At 70.7% G+C, this 15961-nt stretch carries 15 protein-coding genes; 7 read left to right on the top strand and 8 right to left on the bottom strand.

The genetic code is table 11. The annotated features are described in order from the left end of the window. Positions 1-38 precede the first annotated feature (38 nt). From AOM45_RS02445 to AOM45_RS02460, 4 genes are all read right to left on the bottom strand, one after another. Positions 39-599, bottom strand: a complete 561-nt coding sequence (locus tag AOM45_RS02445; RefSeq protein WP_030465522.1) for a ferritin — start codon at positions 597-599, stop codon at positions 39-41. Positions 600-698: 99 nt separating this feature from the next. Beyond that, on the bottom strand, positions 699-1886 hold the full coding sequence (locus AOM45_RS02450; RefSeq protein ID WP_030465521.1) for an arginine deiminase: 1188 nt from the start codon (positions 1884-1886) through the stop codon (positions 699-701). A gap of 147 nt (positions 1887-2033) precedes the next feature. Next, entirely contained in the window at positions 2034-2732 is a 699-nt protein-coding gene (locus AOM45_RS02455; protein WP_081901877.1) for a CPBP family intramembrane glutamic endopeptidase, read from the bottom strand. A gap of 73 nt (positions 2733-2805) precedes the next feature. Next, a complete protein-coding gene (locus AOM45_RS02460; RefSeq protein ID WP_030465519.1) occupies positions 2806-3570 on the bottom strand; it encodes a DUF2470 domain-containing protein in 765 nt (254 codons plus the stop codon). Between the two features lie 77 nt (positions 3571-3647). Between AOM45_RS02460 and AOM45_RS02465 the strand changes: the two genes are divergently transcribed. Beyond that, positions 3648-4112, top strand: a complete 465-nt coding sequence (locus AOM45_RS02465; RefSeq protein WP_236703057.1) for a hypothetical protein — start codon at positions 3648-3650, stop codon at positions 4110-4112. Beyond that, complete coding sequence (locus AOM45_RS02470) at positions 4109-4573, top strand: hypothetical protein (RefSeq protein WP_030465517.1); 465 nt, start codon at positions 4109-4111, stop codon at positions 4571-4573. Before AOM45_RS02465 ends, AOM45_RS02470 begins: the two co-directional genes overlap by 4 nt. Here AOM45_RS02470 and AOM45_RS02475 read toward each other — a convergent pair. The 4 genes from AOM45_RS02475 to AOM45_RS02490 are packed head-to-tail and all read right to left on the bottom strand — an operon-like array spanning position 4570 to position 8364. Beyond that, positions 4570-5712: a VWA domain-containing protein gene (locus AOM45_RS02475; RefSeq protein WP_030465516.1), complete on the bottom strand. Its 1143-nt coding sequence runs from the start codon at positions 5710-5712 to the stop codon at positions 4570-4572. The genes AOM45_RS02470 and AOM45_RS02475 overlap by 4 nt on opposite strands. Continuing rightward, positions 5709-6341, bottom strand: coding sequence for an IclR family transcriptional regulator (locus tag AOM45_RS02480; protein ID WP_030465515.1), 633 nt, complete (start codon positions 6339-6341; stop codon positions 5709-5711). Before AOM45_RS02480 ends, AOM45_RS02475 begins: the two co-directional genes overlap by 4 nt. Further along, on the bottom strand, positions 6341-7504 hold the full coding sequence (locus AOM45_RS02485) for a fumarylacetoacetate hydrolase family protein (protein WP_030465514.1): 1164 nt from the start codon (positions 7502-7504) through the stop codon (positions 6341-6343). Before AOM45_RS02485 ends, AOM45_RS02480 begins: the two co-directional genes overlap by 1 nt. Then, entirely contained in the window at positions 7501-8364 is an 864-nt protein-coding gene (locus AOM45_RS02490; RefSeq protein WP_268247600.1) for a hypothetical protein, read from the bottom strand. The genes AOM45_RS02485 and AOM45_RS02490 overlap by 4 nt, the downstream gene beginning before the upstream one ends. Before the next feature lie 81 nt (positions 8365-8445). Between AOM45_RS02490 and AOM45_RS02495 the strand changes: the two genes are divergently transcribed. The 5 genes from AOM45_RS02495 to AOM45_RS02515 all read left to right on the top strand — a co-directional run bounded on the left by AOM45_RS02495 (position 8446) and on the right by AOM45_RS02515 (position 15961). Continuing rightward, positions 8446-9618 (top strand): homogentisate 1,2-dioxygenase, encoded by a 1173-nt coding sequence (locus AOM45_RS02495; RefSeq protein ID WP_030465512.1) that lies wholly within the window; start codon positions 8446-8448, stop codon positions 9616-9618. A 33-nt stretch (positions 9619-9651) separates the two neighbouring features. Continuing rightward, positions 9652-10815, top strand: a complete 1164-nt coding sequence (locus AOM45_RS02500; RefSeq protein ID WP_030465511.1) for an SWIM zinc finger family protein — start codon at positions 9652-9654, stop codon at positions 10813-10815. Positions 10816-11326: 511 nt separating this feature from the next. Continuing rightward, positions 11327-12760 (top strand): DUF5691 domain-containing protein, encoded by a 1434-nt coding sequence (locus AOM45_RS02505; RefSeq protein WP_030465510.1) that lies wholly within the window; start codon positions 11327-11329, stop codon positions 12758-12760. Then, entirely contained in the window at positions 12757-13842 is a 1086-nt protein-coding gene (locus AOM45_RS02510) for an ATP-binding protein (protein WP_030465509.1), read from the top strand. The genes AOM45_RS02505 and AOM45_RS02510 overlap by 4 nt, the downstream gene beginning before the upstream one ends. Then, on the top strand, positions 13835-15961 hold the full coding sequence (locus tag AOM45_RS02515; protein WP_030465508.1) for a DUF5682 family protein: 2127 nt from the start codon (positions 13835-13837) through the stop codon (positions 15959-15961). The genes AOM45_RS02510 and AOM45_RS02515 overlap by 8 nt, the downstream gene beginning before the upstream one ends.

A 15961-nucleotide genomic window follows, 5' to 3' on the forward strand; every position in this document is an offset into this window, starting at 1 on the left:
GCCTTTTGTGATCAGGCACTCAAGCGTGCGAAGAAAACTCAGAGCGCGCCACCGGCGGCGGTCGGCGCGCCCGCGTCGGGGCCCTCGTCACCCACCGACTCGCGGGTGAGGAACGTCTCCACGTAGAACATGTTGCCGTCGGCGCGGTCCATGATCGTGAGCAGCGTCTTCATCGAGGAGACCTCCTCGACCTGCTCCTTCAGGAACCACTGCATGAACTGCTCGCCGATGTAGTCGCCCTCCTCGCGGGCGGCCTTGGCGAGCGCCACGATCTGGTCCGTGACCTGCTGCTCCTGGCGCAGGGCGAGGTCGACGAGGTCGCGCGGCGACTTGAAGTCGTTGATCGGCGCCTCGGTGCCGGGAATGGCGACCGCGATGTCGTTGTCCATCAGGAACTGCACGATCATCATGGCGTGGTTGCGCTCTTCGAGAGCCTGCTTGTAGAAGTGCGACGCGAGGCGCGGGAGGTCCTCGTTGTCGAACCACACGGCGAGCGCGATGTACTGCTGCGAAGCGGAGAACTCGTTGCCGACCTGTGCCTGCAGGAGTTCGTGGAACTTCGACTTCTTGGACAGGATCTTCTTCACGTTCGAGGCCATGAGGAGTACGTTAGCCGAAAACGATCAGGCCTGCATTCCAGGAAAAGCTAACCTTTGTTTGGAAAGGTGATCCAAACAAAGGTTAGGCATACCTGACGATCACACCAATGGTGCGCGGTCGATCGGGCACGACATGCACCGGGGGCCGCCGCGGCCTGATCCCAGTTCGGAACCGGCGATGCGCAGCACCTCGACGCCGGCGTCCTCCAGGCGCGCGTTCGTCTCCACGTTGCGCTCGTACGCCACGACGAGACCGGGCCCGACCGCCAGCGTGTTGTTGCCGTCGTCCCACTGCTCGCGCTCGGCGGTGACGACGTCGAGGCCGGTGTCGATCACCCGCAGGCGCTCGATGCCCATCGCCTCTGCGGCCGCGTCGAGGAACGGCACGGGACCGTCCACACGCACGCCACCGCTGCCGTCGGACCGCATCGGGTACGCCGTCAGCGTGTGCCTGATCGCCGGGTACATCACCACGGCGTCGCGGTCGACCATCGTGCAGACGGTGTCGAGGTGCATCGTGGCGCGTTCCTGCTCGATCGGCACCGCCAGCACCGTGTGCGCGAGACCGTCCGCGAGCGCGGAGCGGGCGAACGACTCCGCGCCCGCCGGGGTCGTGCGCTCACCGACGCCGATGGCGATGACGCCCGGCGCCAGCAGCAGCACGTCGCCACCCTCCAGCGGCGCGGAGTGCGCGCCGTACGCGCGGCCCGTGCGGCGGAACCGCGGGTGGTAGGCGTAGATCAGGTCGGTCAGCGTCGTCTCGCGGTCGCGGGCGGGCAGTGCGAGCGACGTGATGGCCACGCGGTCGCCGACCCAGACCGACGAGTCGCGGGTGAAGAGCAGGTTCGGCAACGGGTCCACGGCGAAGTCGATCGGCAGGTGCATCTTGCGCACCAGCGACGCGCCCTCGGCGGCGGGCAGCTCCTCGAACGTCATACCGGTCATCAGCACCTGCGCCAGTTGCGGCGCCGGCAGCGAGGTGAGGTGGCTGCGCAGCGCGTCGGCCAGGTCGATGCCGAGGCGGCGCTCGTTGACGGCGCTGTGGATGCCCGCGATGCGCGCGCGGTTGTCCTCCAACGCCTGGACCAGCACGTCGGCCAGCAGCAGGACCTCGACGCCCTTCGAGGTGAGCGTCGCGGCGAACGCGTCGTGCTCCTCCTGGGCCCTGCCGACCCACGGCACGCCGTCGAAGAGCAGCTGGTCGTTGTTGCGCGGGGTGAGCCTCTTGAGCTCGTTGCCCGGCCGGTGCAGCAGCACCGTGCGCAACGGGCCGACCTCGCTGTCCACGCGGGGCGCGGCGTCCGGGAGTGCTTCGGTCTCAGCGATCGTGTGCGCAGTCACCGAACGAGCGTAACGCTGAACAGCACAAATCGCCGCTGCTGGACCTGAAATCGCAACGATTGACGGCTGTTTCCGGTTTCTACCGTCGAATCATTAGGGCAACCAGCTGACTTTGCCACGCAACATTGTGTAACCGACGAACGCGACGACGTCGAGGATCGTGTGAGCGATCACCAACGGCCACAGGCGCCTGGTCCGCTGCCAGTAGAAGCCGAAGACGAGCCCCATGACCAGGTTGCCGACGAACCCGCCGAAGCCCTGGTAGAGGTGGTACGAACCGCGCAGCACCGCCGCCGCGAACAGCGCCGTGTACCGCCGCCACCCGAGCTGCTCCAGCCGCGTGATCAGGTACCCGACGACGAGCACCTCCTCCGCCCACGCGTTGCCGGCGGCGGCCAGGATCAGCGCCACGCTCATCCACCACTGGTTGTCCAAAGTGGACGGCTGCACGGCGAGGTTCAGCCCGAGCGCCCACGCCGCGAAGTAGAACGCGAGACCGGGGATGCCGATGATCGCGGCGAGCCCGAGCGCACCCAGGGAGTCGGCGAGCTTGCGGGTGCCGTCGAGCCCGATCACGCGCAGCTTGATCCCGGTGCGCCACAACAGGTACAGGCCGATGCCGCCCCACGCGGCGAGCTGCAGCACGCCGAGCAGCTGCGCCACGAGGTCCAGCAGGTCGGCGCGCGCCTGCGGGACGTTGATCGCGACCGACTGCTGGTTCAGCGGCGTCGGCTGGAGCAGGCTGTCGATCAGGCGCACGAGACTGCGCAGACCGGACAACCCGAGCGTCATGCTGAAGACGATCAGCAGTTCCAGCTGGTAGCCGCGCTTCTCTTCCGCCGGAATCAAGGTCACCCGCGCGAGGCTACCTTTGGGAGAGGAACGGGCAGCCCATCAGCCGCCGCAGCTCGGCGGCGAGTTCCTGGGCCGTGCTGACCGGCTTGGAGAACGCGATCCGCACGTCGTGGTCGTCGCACTCGGCCTCGACCCGCAGCCGCAGCCCGAACCGGTCGAGCCCGAGCGGCCGCACGTGGCCGTGCCGCAGCTCCTCCGGCAGGTGGCGGGCGAGCTGGCCCACGACGTCGCGGTGTGCGGCCTCCAGGTGCCGCAGCCAGTGGTCCTCGTTGCGGCAGAACGGATCCGGCGTCGCGCTCGCGAACTGCTCCGGCCGGATCGACGACGTGCCCTCGGCGTCGGCGATCACCAGCGACGCGGGTGTGAGCCTCAGCACCGAAGCGCCGTGACCCGCGTCGAGCAGCCGGTGGTCCGGCCGCACGTCGGCGATCTTGAGGATCTCGTCGCGTGCCTCCTGCCCGTCCAGCGCGGAGACCCAGCCGGTGAGCCACAGCAGCCCGCGAACCGGTTCGCGCAACGGCACCGGCGCCTGGTCGGCGATCTCCAGCATCGCGGTCACCTCGGTCCGCGGTGCCTGCCACAGCTGTCCGACCAGCGGGTGTTCGTCGGCGAGCAGCAAGATCGTCGTGCCGCACGGGTGCACGTGGTGGAACAACGGGCTGGTGCGGTTGCCCGCCTGAGGGAGCAGTGCGGCGTGACCACCGCGAGCCGCGATCGTGCGAGCGCGTTCCGCGGCGTGCGGCGCCGGTGGGCGCTTGGTCTGGGTGTCGGTCACCGCTGCACCTCCTCAAGGTTAGGCAAGCCTAACTTAGCTTCACTGATCAAGGGAAGTGTCACCTGTACGGTTGACAGGTGGTCGTGCCAAACAAGCCGTCCACCGAGGTGACGGCGCTCGACGATCGGTGGACCCGGCACTGTGTCGACCGGGCGAGCCGTCGTGCCCTGATGTGGACCGTTCTCGCCGGTGCGGCCTTCGCGCTCCAGTTCGTGCTGGTACTGGTGTGGTCGTGGTCCTCACCGGTGGCGCTGGTCCTGCTCTTCTTCGCCGCGGTCGTGCTGTGGGTGGTGACGCGTCGCCGTCCGGTGCGTTTACCGGAAGGTGAACCGTGGCATTTCGCCCATGTGAAGTGGGAAGGAGGGCGTCTGGTCGTGTTGTCGTCACCGCCTCTTTTGTTGACCTTGAGCGTCGGTCCCTTCCTGCGCGGGCGGATCGCGCGCCACAAGCGCGTGTGGTTCGTGCCGCCCGACTCGGCGGGGAACACCGTCGTCACGTTCCGCGGCGTGCCGCAGCTGATTCCGGCGCGTGTGCAGAGATGATCCCGAAGATCGGTGTGGAGAACTGGGTCGGGACCTGCCTCGCGCGGGCGGATCGCCGTGCCGTCGGGCACGTCCTGTTCGCCGTCGCGGTGTTCGGCGTCGTGCTGATGATCGGCTGGCTGTGGCTCACCGTGCTGGCCGTCCCGGTGGTGCTGGAACTGGCCGCGCCGGGGTTGCGGCACTTCTTCACCCGCCGCGGCACCCTGCAGTTGATCGAGCGGTTCCCGTTCCGGCCGGTCTCCGTCAGCTTCGTGCCGGGCCGGCGCATCGGGCGCCAGGCGTACCTCAAGGTCGACGGCTCGGAGAACAACCTGCGGCTGCCGGAGCTGCCCGAGCGGGCGCGGATCCTGGTCCGCCACACCCGGCGGGTGTGGATCGCCGGTCCGGACGAACGCGGACGTCTCGTGGCGATGACGCGAGGACTGGCGTTCCTGGTCCGTGGACGGGTCGTGGAGCGCTAACGGCCCGTCGCGATGCCCTCGGACTCCGCCCACTGCGTGAGGTCGTCCTTGCGCAGCGCGGCCGCCAGCAGCTCGGGGAACTTGTCCGGTGTGCAGGCGAACGCGGGCGCGCCCAGTGCGGAGAGCTTCGCGGCGAGCTCGTGGTCGTAGGCAGGTGTGCCGGAGTCGCTGAGCGCCAACAGGTTCACGACCGTCACGCCGCTCGCGACCAGCTCGCGGACCCTGCGTTGCAGCTCGGCCTCCGAACCGCCCTCGTACAGGTCGCTGATGATCACGACGACCGTGTCGGTGGGCCTGCGGACCTGCGTCTGCGCGTAGGCGACCGCGCGGTTGATGTCCGTGCCGCCGCCGAGCTGGGCGCTGAACAGCAGGTCGACCGGGTCGCTGAGCTGGTCGGTCAGGTCCGCGACCTCGGTGTCGAACACGACGAGCCTGGTCGAGATCGACCGGATGCTCGCGAGCGCCGAACCGAGAACTGCCGCGTGCACCAACGAGTCCGCCATCGAGCCCGACTGGTCGACGAGCAGGATCACGTCCCGCATGGCCGCCGTGCGGGAGCGCCTGCGGTGGCCGATCAGGTCCTCGACGATCACGGTGTTGTGCTGCGGCTGGTAGTTCTTGAGGTTCGCCTTGATCGTGGACGCCCAGTCGACGTCGGGCAGCTGCGGCCGGTGGGTGCGCCGGGAGCGGTCCACGGCACCGCGGACGGCTTCGACGAGCCGGTCCTTCAGCCGCCTCTCGATGTCCTCGACCACCTTGCCCACCACGGCTTTCGCGGTGTCGCGGGTGCGGGCGGGGATCGCGCGGGAGAGCTGCAGCAGCGTGCTGACGAGGTTCACGTCCGGCTCGACCGCGCCCAGCAGTTCGGGTTCGAGCAGGAGCTGCTTGAGGCCGAGCTTCTCGACGGCGTCGCGTTGCATGACCTGCACGACGGACGTGGGGAAGTACTTGCGGACGTCGCCGAGCCACCGGTGCAGCTGCGGGGAGCTGGCGCCGAGTCCGGCACCGCGATCGCCGCCACCGCCGTACAGGCCCGTCAGCGCGCCATCACGTCGTTGGTCGTCGTCTCCGAGCTGTGCGACGTCTTCCGCGCTGGGGCCCAGCAGGAGGCGCCAGCGCCTGAGCCGCTCGTCCGTCATTTGAGCGCCGCCGCCACTTCTTCGGCCGCACGCACGACGTGTGGACCGACAACGTCCGCATCGAGCTTTTCCAGCGCCACAACGCCAACGGACGCCCTGAGTCCGGGAACACCGCGCACGGGTGCCGCGACGCCGAACGCGTTGGGCTGCAGCTCACCGGACGACACGACCCAGGTGTCGGTGGGCTGCGAGATGGCCTTGCCGGCGGCCCCGCGGTGCACCGGGTGACGGGAACCCACCCGGTACGCCACGTGGAAAGCGGTCCACGACGGTTCGACGACCGCGACGGCCTGCGCCTCGCTGCCGTCCGCGACGGTCAGGTGCGCGGTGGCGCCGACCTTCTCGGCCAGCTCTCGCAGGGCCGGGTTCGCCGCCATCCGCAGCTGCGGGAGCACGTTGGAGGCGAGCCTCAGCACGCCCAGGCCGAGCCGGACCTTCGACCCCTCCCTGCGCACGAGACCGCGCGCCTGGAGCGGGACGAGGAGCCGGTACACGGCGGCCCTGGACGCGCCGATGGCCGTGGCGAGCTCCGAGATCGACGGCGCCTCGGACTCCGCCTCAGCGACCGCCTGGAGCAGCGCCAGACCCCGTTCCAGGGTCAGCGAGCTCTCCTTCGTCGCTCCGACCATCACGCACTCCGAACTGTGCCCACCACCTCGGCCAGGCCGACCACGGAGCCGCCTTCACCGGGAGCCGTCGCGGTCAGCCTGACCGTGTCGCCGTCCTCCAGGAAGGACCTCGTGGAGCCGTCGTCGAGCTTGAACGGTTCCTTGCCGCCCCAGCTGAGTTCGAGGAACGAGCCGCGCTCGTCCTTCTCCGGTCCCGAGACCGTGCCGGAGGCGAACAGATCACCTGGGCGCACGGTAGCCCCGTTCACCGTCATGTGGGCCAGCTGTTGCACAAAAGACCACGACATCTCCCTGAACGGGGGCCGCGCGACGATCGTGTCGTTCAGCTCCACCGTGATGGTGATGTCCAGACCCCAAGGCTGATCGCACGTCAGGTAGTCGTGCAGCTTGTTCGGCAGCGGCGGCGTCGGGACGCGTGCAACCGAGAACGCCTCGAGCGGGGTGATCCACGCGCCGATCGACGTGGCGAACGACTTGGCGAGGAACGGGCCCAGCGGCTGGTACTCCCACGCCTGGATGTCACGTGCCGACCAGTCGTTGACCAGCGCGACGCCGAAGACGTGCTCGGCGGCCCTGCTGGTGGAGACGTTGGCCGCCCGCGGTCCACCGCAGACGAACCCGATCTCGGCCTCGATGTCGAGGCGCTCGGACGGGCCGAACTTCGGGCCGTCGCTGCCGCGCTTCTGGCCGTTCGGGCGGACGATCTCGGTGCCGGAGACGTACACCGTGCCGGCGCGGCCGTGGTAGCCGATCGGGAGGTGTGTCCAGTTCGGAGTGAGCGGGTCGCCGTCGGGGCGGAACATCCTGCCGACGTTCTCCGCGTGGTGCCTGCTCGAGTAGAAGTCCACGTAGTCGCCGACGGTGAACGGCAGCTTCGCGGTCTCGATCCCGACGAGCTCCGCGCCCTTGGGGGCGGAGGTCGCCGTGACGATCTCCTTGAGCTTGGCGCGCAGCACACTCCAGACCGGACGGCCCGCCTTCAGCAGCGGGTCGAGCGAGTCGCCCTGGACGTACTCGCTGCACTTGCCCAGCGCGAGGCTCTTGAGGAGCAACGCCTGGTCGCCGACGCGGACGGCCACACCCCCGTCGACGACGCCGTAGGGGAGGGTCTGCGGTCCGAACGGCTGGTCCTCGGTGAAGTTCGGGTCGCTGATCCAGCTCACAGAAGTCCAAGCTCCTCGAGGTCGGCGATCGGTTCGGCGAGCGAGCACGAGCCGTAGCTCGCGAAGACGCCGCGGACGGCGTGGGCCGCCTGGTCGCTGAGCGCCTTGGCCTCGGCGGTGAGCGCCTCGGCGTCGGTGCTCGCCAGCGCCTCGCGGACGTCGCGGCCGCTGAGGGAGCGGGCCGTGGCGACGAGGAGGTTCAGGAAGCCGTGGTGGGTGAAGCCCTGCTCGTCGGTGTGGCGGACGGCCTTGTGCAGGCCCGCCGTCGCCTTGAACGCGACGCCGCCGCCGCTGACGACGGACAGGAAGTCCGCGACCTCGTCGACGCTGGGGAAGTTCTCCTGGGATAGGCCACCGCAGCGCAGCTTGGGCCAGCTGCCGTGCTCGATCACCCTGCGGACGCCGTCGAGCCACTCGGAGCCGCCGCGACGGGGCTCCACGACTCGGATGACGTCCTCGGGCACGAACTCCGACACGCGCTCGAGCCACACCTCGTCCACATCGGACGGTGCGGGCATCTCGACCATGCGCAGGGCGAGGAGCTCACTGCGGCTCTCGACGATGGACACGGCCTTCGGCACGCCGCCGAGGCCGGTGTCGATCACGAGGCTGAGTGCGATCGGCTTCGGTGGCTTGACCTTGATGAGTTCGGTGATCAGTTCGGCGAGCCGGGAGGCCGGACACAGGAAGAGACCCATGACGCCGGACCACTCGCCGACTCGCCCGTCGAGGTGGCCGCGCACCGCGTCGGGCATCGACGCGTTCCCCGGAGGGAACAGCGCGGCATCGTCCACAAGCCTCGCGAGCAGGGGCGGAGTACCGCGCGGACCGGGCGCACGGAGTTCGACAGCGCTTGACACGGCTGACACGCTAGCTGGGTATCGGTAAGTGAACAAAGATGTCCGATAGTCGAACGCCTCGAGAATGGTTCCGGAGACGTCATGGCCTACTACCGCCAGGTCGGGGAGATCCCCCGAAAGCGCCACACCCAGTTCCGCAAACCGGACGGTGGGCTCTACGCGGAAGAGCTGATGGGAGTCGAGGGGTTCTCGGCGGATTCGGCCCTGCTCTACCACCGGTACCTGCCCACGGCGATCGTCAACGCGGAGACGCTGAAGGACGAGCGCGGGTCGGTGTCCCCGAACCTGCCGCTGAAGCCGCGAGCGTTCAAGACGCAGGACCTGACCTGGGCTTCTGATGAGGTCGACGCGGTCACCGGGCGGCGGAAGCTGTTCGGGAACGCCGACGTGACCATCGGGTTTGTGGTCGCTTCCGTGCCTTCACCGTTGTACCGCAACGCTTTCGGTGACGAGCTGCTGTACGTGCAGTCCGGCTCCGGCGTGCTCGAGACGATCTACGGGGCGCTGGAGGTCGGGGACGGCGACTACGTCGTGCTGCCGACCTCGTGCACCTACCGGGTGGTGCCGTCGACGCCGATGTCGTTGCTGGTGCTGGAGGCGACGGGGCACATCGGGCCGCCTCGTCGCTACCTGTCGGCGAAGGGGCAGTTCCTGGAGCACTCGCCGTACTGCGAGCGGGACATCCGCGGTCCTGTCGAGCCGTTGCTGGTCGAGGGCACGGACGTCGACGTGATCGTGCGGCACCGGGCGGGGCTGACCAAGTTCACCTACGCCAACCACCCGTTCGACGTGGTCGGCTGGGACGGGCACCTGTACCCGTGGGTGTTCAACATCCGCGACTTCGAGCCGATCACGGGCCGCGTGCACCAGCCACCGCCCGTGCACCAGACGTTCGAGGGCCCGAACTTCGTCGTGTGCTCGTTCTGCCCGCGCAAGGTCGACTACCACCCGCTGGCCGTGCCGGTGCCGTACAACCACGCGAACGTCGACTCCGACGAGCTGATGTTCTACGTGGGCGGCAACTACGAGGCGCGCAAGGGTTCCGGCATCGGCATCGGCTCGATGTCGCTGCACCCGTCGGGCTGCACGCACGGACCGCAGCCGGGTGCCGTCGAGGCGTCGCTGGGCGTGGACTACTTCGACGAGACCGCGGTCATGGTGGACACGTTCCGTCCGCTGGAGCTCGGCGAGGCCGCGGAGGCCTGCGAGGACCCGGCGTACGCGTGGACGTGGGCCCGTCGCGGTCCGGCCTGATTTTCTGTCGGGGGTCCTCGCTAGTTTGGTTCCGTGAGGACACGAGCCGTTCCGACGCGCTGGCAGGGCCTGGGCAAGGCCCTGCCGGTGCTGTGGGGCCTGTACACGGGTTCGGGCGCCGTGCCGTACCGCGTGTGCGTCGACCTGGCCGCGGGCTCGGCGAAGTGCACGTGCCCCTCGCGCAGGTTCCCGTGCAAGCACGCCGTCTCGTTGCAGGAGCTGGACATCCCGGACGCCGTGGCGCCGGACTGGGTGGAGGAGTGGACCCAGCGGCGAGCGGCCCGTGAGCTCGACTCCTCACCGGAGGCCGTGGCCCGGCGTCAGCGAGCGCGCGAGAAGACGGCCGCGAACCGCGCCTCTGCGATGTCGTCCGGCATCGACGGCCTGCGCGACTGGCTCCGGGACGTCGCCTCGGCCGGCGTGGCCTCACTACCGGGCCGCCCGGCCTCGTGGTGGCAGGCGTTCATCGCCCGCATGATCGACGCCCAGATCCCTGGCGTGGCCGCGGCGGTGGCCGAGATCCAGGAGATCGTGGCGCGCTCCGGCCCGCGCTGGACCTCCGACGTGGCCGACCGCCTGGGCGGCCTGCACCTGCTGTGCGCCGTGCAGCCCCGCTCCCGCCTGGGCGTCACGGTCCCGGAGGAGACGGTCCGCGCCACACCCGGCGTGTTCGATCACTGGGTGGCCATGCTGCGCCTGGAAACCGACGACGGCCGAGTCCGCACCGTCCGTCAGTGGTGCTGGGGCCGCCAGACGGCCCGCTGGGTGGTCGCCATCCGCCACTCGGCAGTGGGCGCCCCCGTACCGCTGCTGCCACACGGCCAGGAGTCCTCGGCCCTGGTGCACCCCTACCCGGGCTCCGACAGAGTGGCCCTGGGCGAACTGGAGGCCTCCCGCGCCCCAGACCCGGTCCCGGCCCCCACCACGTGGCGAGAGGCCCTGGCCACCCTGGAACCGATGCTGACAGCCGACCCCTGGCAACGCCTCTTCCCCCTCGGCTGCGCCTCAGTCCGCCTGTGCGGCGGCTCTCTGGTGGACGCCTCCGGGCACGGCCTGCCAGTCCGCGACGACAGCGGCCTGGACATGGCCCTGGCCCTGACGGGCGGCGCCCCCTTCGACGCCTGGGCCCTGTGGGACGGCCACGCCCTCCGCGTCGGCGCCATCGCCGTGGACGGCACCCTGGAGGTGGTGGCGTGACGCCCGAGCCGCAGCCATCCCGCCCCGCGCTACCCGAGTCGGCGCGACCTCGGACCGCGCCGCGCCACGCCGCGCTTGTCCTGTCGGCGGCTTCGTCGGCGCCAGCTCAGTCCGCGCTGGCTCGGTCGACGCGGGTCCAGTCCGCAACGGTCTTGTCGGAGGCGGCCGAGACCGCTCCACTCCGGTCTGCCTCACTCCAGCCCACACCGCCCCGCTCCGCCCGGCACCAGGCCGCCTCGCTCCGGCCCATGCCGTCCTGCTCCGCTCGATGCCAGGCCGCCTCGCTCCGGCCGACTCCGCCCTGCCCCGCCCGACACCAGCCCGCCCACCGCCGCCCCGCCCAGGCCCTCGCGGTCTCCCGGCGTGCCCACCTCCACCGCGCTCCGGCTCGCCCTCGGCCTGCCCGTCTCCCTCTCGTCCCGGCGCACCTCTGGCGTGCCCATTTCGTCCCGGCTCACCTCCAGCGCGCCCCCCACACCCTCGACCACCCCCACACCCCGGAGGTGGCGGCATGAAGGCCGACTGGTCCAACACCGTCCAAGCCCTCCTCATCGGCACGACCCGAGGCGGCGGCGACCCCACCACGCTGCTCAACGACTGCGCCGCCCTCGGCGTGGCCGCGTTCGGCGCCACCCTCCCCCAAGAGGTCCAGGCAGACCCGCTCCCGCAAGCCCCACCAGAACCCGCGAACCTGCCCCGCCCGGCTGCCAGGGCCGTCCTCGAGGCGATCATGAGCGTCGACGACGAGGTTCTTCTCACCGAGTGGTGCGCGCTCGCCAAGGCCGGCAACGTCGTGGCCGACCACCGCATGCTTCCCGCCCTGCTCGCCCTCGGCACGGCGCGTCCCGGGCTGCGGGCGGCCGTCGTCGAGGTCCTCGGCACTCGTGGTCGCTGGCTCGCCGCCACCCGGCCCGGCTGGTCCTGGGCCAGCGGTGCCGCGCCGCTCACCGACGAGGTTCCGCTCGAAGAGGTCCTCGACCTGCCCAGCGCCCAACGCGTGCGCGCCCTCCGCCGCAAGCGCAGGGCGGACCCGGCGAGGACGAGCGCCTTCATCGCCCGAGAGTTCGCTGACTCCCCGAGAGCGGCCGATCGCCAGGTCCTCATCAGCGCCCTGGAGACCGGGCTCGACCAAGCCGACGAGGAGCTCCTCGAGACCGCCCTCGACGACCGCGCCGCCGCCGTTCACGACGAGGCGCTCCGCCTGCTCCGCAAACTGCCGACGTCAGGCCTCGCCACTAGAGCCGCCGACCGGCTCGGGCGGGGGCTGTGGCTCACCGACGACGGCTTCGACGTCCAGACCGACGAGCTCTGGACCGTGCAGCCCGACCTGGCCGAGCAGCGTGATCTCATGCGCGACGGGTCCGAGAAGGGGGTGGCCGGGCGCATCAGGGCGGCCGCGGCGAGTGTGCCGCCGAGGTACTGGACCAGTCGCCTCGAGACGAACGACGCCAAGGCCGCGAACGTCCTGCGCAGGGGACCGTGGGCCAACGCCCTGCTGCGAGGGGTCGCGGACCAGCTGGCCGCTGCGCAAGATCCGCGGCCGTGGGCCGTGGCCGCCGCCGAGACGCTCACCGGGATGGAACAGCTCGAGATGCTGGCCGCGCTGCCCGCCAAGGTCGCCGAGCTGGCGGTGGTCGCCGTCTCCGTGAACTGGCACTACGACCTGCTCGACCACGCGTGCGCCCAGCTCCCGGCACCGTGGTCGCCCGAGACGACGCGGGCGCTCCTGCACCGCTACGCCGCGCTGCCCGATCCCCGCTGGCGTGCCGGGCGGCCGCCTGCCGTGTTGCTGGCCAGGGGTGATGCCGACCTGCTCGGCGCGAACTGGGAGGCTCTGACTCGCCGCTGGCCGGAGAACTCGCTGGAACTGGAGGTCCTGCGCCTCCGCATCCGCCTGCGCGAGTCGTTCGCACCACCAGCCGAAGAACCACAGGAGGCCCAGTGACCGCCGTGCTCAGGCCGACGGCCGAACAGCAGTACGCCGCCGAGCTGGACGCCGTCGCGGCCCAGGACGACCGTCAGCGGCCGCCCAACTGGCGCCTGTCCCCGCAGGCCGTGGTCACCTACGTGCTGGGCGGGACCCTCAGCGACGGCACCGTGATCACGCCGAAGTACGTCGGTGCGCGACGCCTGGTCGAGGTCGCTGTCGGCACGCTCGTCACGGACCGCGCGCTGCTGCTCGTGGGTGTCCCCGGCACGGCGAAGTCGTGGCTGTCCGAACACCTCGCGGCGGCGATCAGCGGCGACTCGACGCTGGTCGTCCAGGGCACGGCCGGCACGAGCGAGGACCAGGTCCGCTACGGCTGGAACTACGCCCGGCTCATCGCCGAGGGTCCCAGCGAGAACGCGTTGGTGCCGAGCCCGGTGCTCAAGGGCATGCAGAGCGGTGCCGTGGTCAGGGTCGAAGAGCTGACCCGCATGCCGTCCGAGGTCCAGGACTCGTTCATCACGATCCTGAGCGAGAAGTCGCTGCCGGTCCCCGAGCTCAACACGCAGGTCCAGGCCGTGCCCGGCTTCACCGTCATCGCCACGGCCAACGACCGCGACCGCGGCGTGAACCAGATGTCGTCGGCGCTCGCGCGGCGCTTCAACACCGTCGTGCTGCCGCCGCCCGCGACCGAGGACGCCGAGGTCGAGATCGTGGTGACCAGGGCGCAGCAGCTCGGCAAGGCGCTCCAGCTGCCCGCCGAACCGCCCGCGCTGGACGAGGTGCGCCGGGTCGTGCGGATCTTCCGGGAGCTGCGCAACGGTTCCACTGTGGATGGTCGTACCCAGCTCAAGAAGCCGAGCGGCAGCCTGTCCACGGCCGAGGCGATCTCGGTCATCGCGAACGGCATGGCGCTCGCCGGTCACTTCGGCGACGGCACGCTCGGCGCGGACGAGCTGGCCAGCGGGCTCATCGGGTCCGTCATCAAGGACAGGGTGTCGGACGCGACGGTGTGGCAGGAGTACGTCGAGACGGTGCTGAAGGAGCGTGCCGAGTGGCGCGACCTCTACCGGGCCTGCCTGGAAGTCAGCGGTGACTGAGCCGGTCCTGCTCGGCATCCGGCACCACGGCCCCGGCTCGGCCCGGATGGTGAAGCGGGCGCTCGAGCAGACGCGGCCGGCGCTCATCCTGATCGAGGGGCCGCCGGAGGCCGACGCGCTCCTCGAGCACGTCCACGCCCTCACACCGCCGGTCGCGATCCTTCTGCACGACGAGACGGAACCCGAGAACGCCGCCTTCTGGCCGTTCGCCGAGTTCTCCCCGGAGTGGCAGGCGCTGCGCTACGCCGACGAGAACGAGGTCCCGGCTCGCTTCTTCGACCTGCCGGCCGCGGCGTCGATCGGTGACGACGGCCCGAGCGGCAACGTCGACCCCATCGGCCTGCTCGCCGAGGCCGCGGGTTTCGACGATCCCGAACGCTGGTGGGAAGACGTCGTCGAGCACAGCGCGAGCGACCCGATCGAGCTCGCGGACGCCGTCGCCGAAGCCATGGTCGCGGTGCGCGCGGAGTTCGAGGCAGAAGTCGGCGAGCGCACGCTCCGCCGAGAAGCGTTCATGCGCCAGACGATCCGCAAGGCGCGCAAGGAGACCGACGGCCCGATCGCTGTCGTCTGCGGTGCCTGGCACGTCCCGGCACTGCTCGCCAAGCCGACGGTCGCCGCAGACACCGCACTGCTGAAAGGCCTGCGCCGCCGCAAGATCTCCGGCACGTGGGTCCCGTGGAGCCACGGCCAGCTCGCCGCCGAGTCGGGCTACGGCGCCGGCGTCGACTCACCCGGCTGGTACGCGCACCTCTGGCAGCACCAGGCCGACGTGGTCCCGCGCTGGTTCGCCAAAGCCGCTGCCGTCCTGCGGGAAGAAGACCTCCCGGCCTCCACCGCCAGTGCCGTCGAGGCCGTCAGGCTCGCGGAAACCCTTGCCGCGCTGAGAGAACGTCCGTCAGCGGGCCTGAGCGAGGTGAACGAGGCGGCGCTGGCCGTGCTCTGCGGCGGCGACGAGATCCCGCTGCAACTGGTGCACCGCAAGCTGGTCGTGGGCGAACGTCTCGGCGAGGTGGGTGAGGCCGTTCCGCGTTCACCGCTGGCCGCGGATCTCCAACGCCTGCAACGCAGACTGCGCCTCCCCGCGGACGTCCAGCCCAAGCAGCTCAAGCTGGACCTCCGCAAGGACACCGACCGCGAACGCTCGAAACTCCTGCGACGGTTGGAAGTTCTCGGCGTGCCGTGGGGCAAGCCGGACCGTTCCAACTCCCTCGGCACCTTCGCCGAGGTCTGGCAGCTGCGCTGGGACCCGATCTTCGCGGTGTCCGTGGCGGTCGCGGCCCGCCACGGCACCACCGTCCACACCGCAGCCGAGAACGTCCTCACCCAGGCGGCGAAGGACGCCACCAGGGTGGCCGACGCCGCCTCGATCCTGACGAGGTCCGTGGGCTGCGAACTCCCCGCGGCCGTCGTCGAGGCGCGCAACGCCCTCGACCGGTGCGCGGCCATGGCCACGGACGCCCTCGAACTGCTCGCCGCACTGCCGGACCTGGCCAGAACGGTCCGCTACGGCTCGGTCCGCGGCACCGACCCGGAACTCCTGCGCGTGGCCCTGCACGGCCTGCTCACGCGCGGCGCGGTGGGCCTGCCGCTCGCCTGCCGCAACGTCGACGACGAGACCGCGGAGAACGCGCTCGCCGTCATCGACGGCGCCCACGAGGCCACCCGCCTCGCGGCCGACGATGAGCACCAGAAGACCTGGTGGCGAGCCCTGCACGCGCTGGTGAAGGCGGAGGCTCACGGTCTCCCGACCGGCAGGGCGACCCGCCTGCTCTGGGAAGCGGGCGAGCTGACGAGTGACGACGTGGCCGCCCGCCTGCACCGCAGCGTCGCCACGGCCTTCGTGGCGGGCTTCCTGCGAGGCTCGGCGACCCTGCTGGCCGCCGATCCACGCCTCTTCGGACTGATCGACGAGTGGCTGAGCGGCTTGCGCGGCGACGCGTTCGACGACGCCCTGCCGCTGCTGCGCCGCGCCATCACCGACTTCACGCCGGCCGAGCGGCGCCTGCTCGGCGAACGCGTCGTCGCAGGCGAGACCGCGCAACCGGCCTCCGGCGACGACTGGGACCTGGAGATCGCGGAACGTCTCGCGACTCACGTCCGGAGCCTCCTGGCCTGA

The organism is Lentzea aerocolonigenes, assembly GCF_000974445.1.
Lineage (GTDB): Bacteria > Actinomycetota > Actinomycetes > Mycobacteriales > Pseudonocardiaceae > Lentzea > Lentzea aerocolonigenes.

What these genes read in the sequence shown, in the direction of transcription:
- AOM45_RS02445 (WP_030465522.1), bottom strand. Translation starts at nt 599, where the DNA reads ATGGCCTCGAACGTGAAGAAGATCCTGTCCAAGAAGTCGAAGTTCCAC.
- AOM45_RS02455 (WP_081901877.1), bottom strand. Translation starts at nt 2,732, where the DNA reads ATGACGCTCGGGTTGTCCGGTCTGCGCAGTCTCGTGCGCCTGATCGAC.
- AOM45_RS02470 (WP_030465517.1), top strand. Translation starts at nt 4,109, where the DNA reads ATGATCCCGAAGATCGGTGTGGAGAACTGGGTCGGGACCTGCCTCGCG.
- AOM45_RS02475 (WP_030465516.1), bottom strand. Translation starts at nt 5,712, where the DNA reads ATGACGGACGAGCGGCTCAGGCGCTGGCGCCTCCTGCTGGGCCCCAGC.
- AOM45_RS02480 (WP_030465515.1), bottom strand. Translation starts at nt 6,341, where the DNA reads ATGGTCGGAGCGACGAAGGAGAGCTCGCTGACCCTGGAACGGGGTCTG.
- AOM45_RS02495 (WP_030465512.1), top strand. Translation starts at nt 8,446, where the DNA reads ATGGCCTACTACCGCCAGGTCGGGGAGATCCCCCGAAAGCGCCACACC.
- AOM45_RS02505 (WP_030465510.1), top strand. Translation starts at nt 11,327, where the DNA reads ATGAAGGCCGACTGGTCCAACACCGTCCAAGCCCTCCTCATCGGCACG.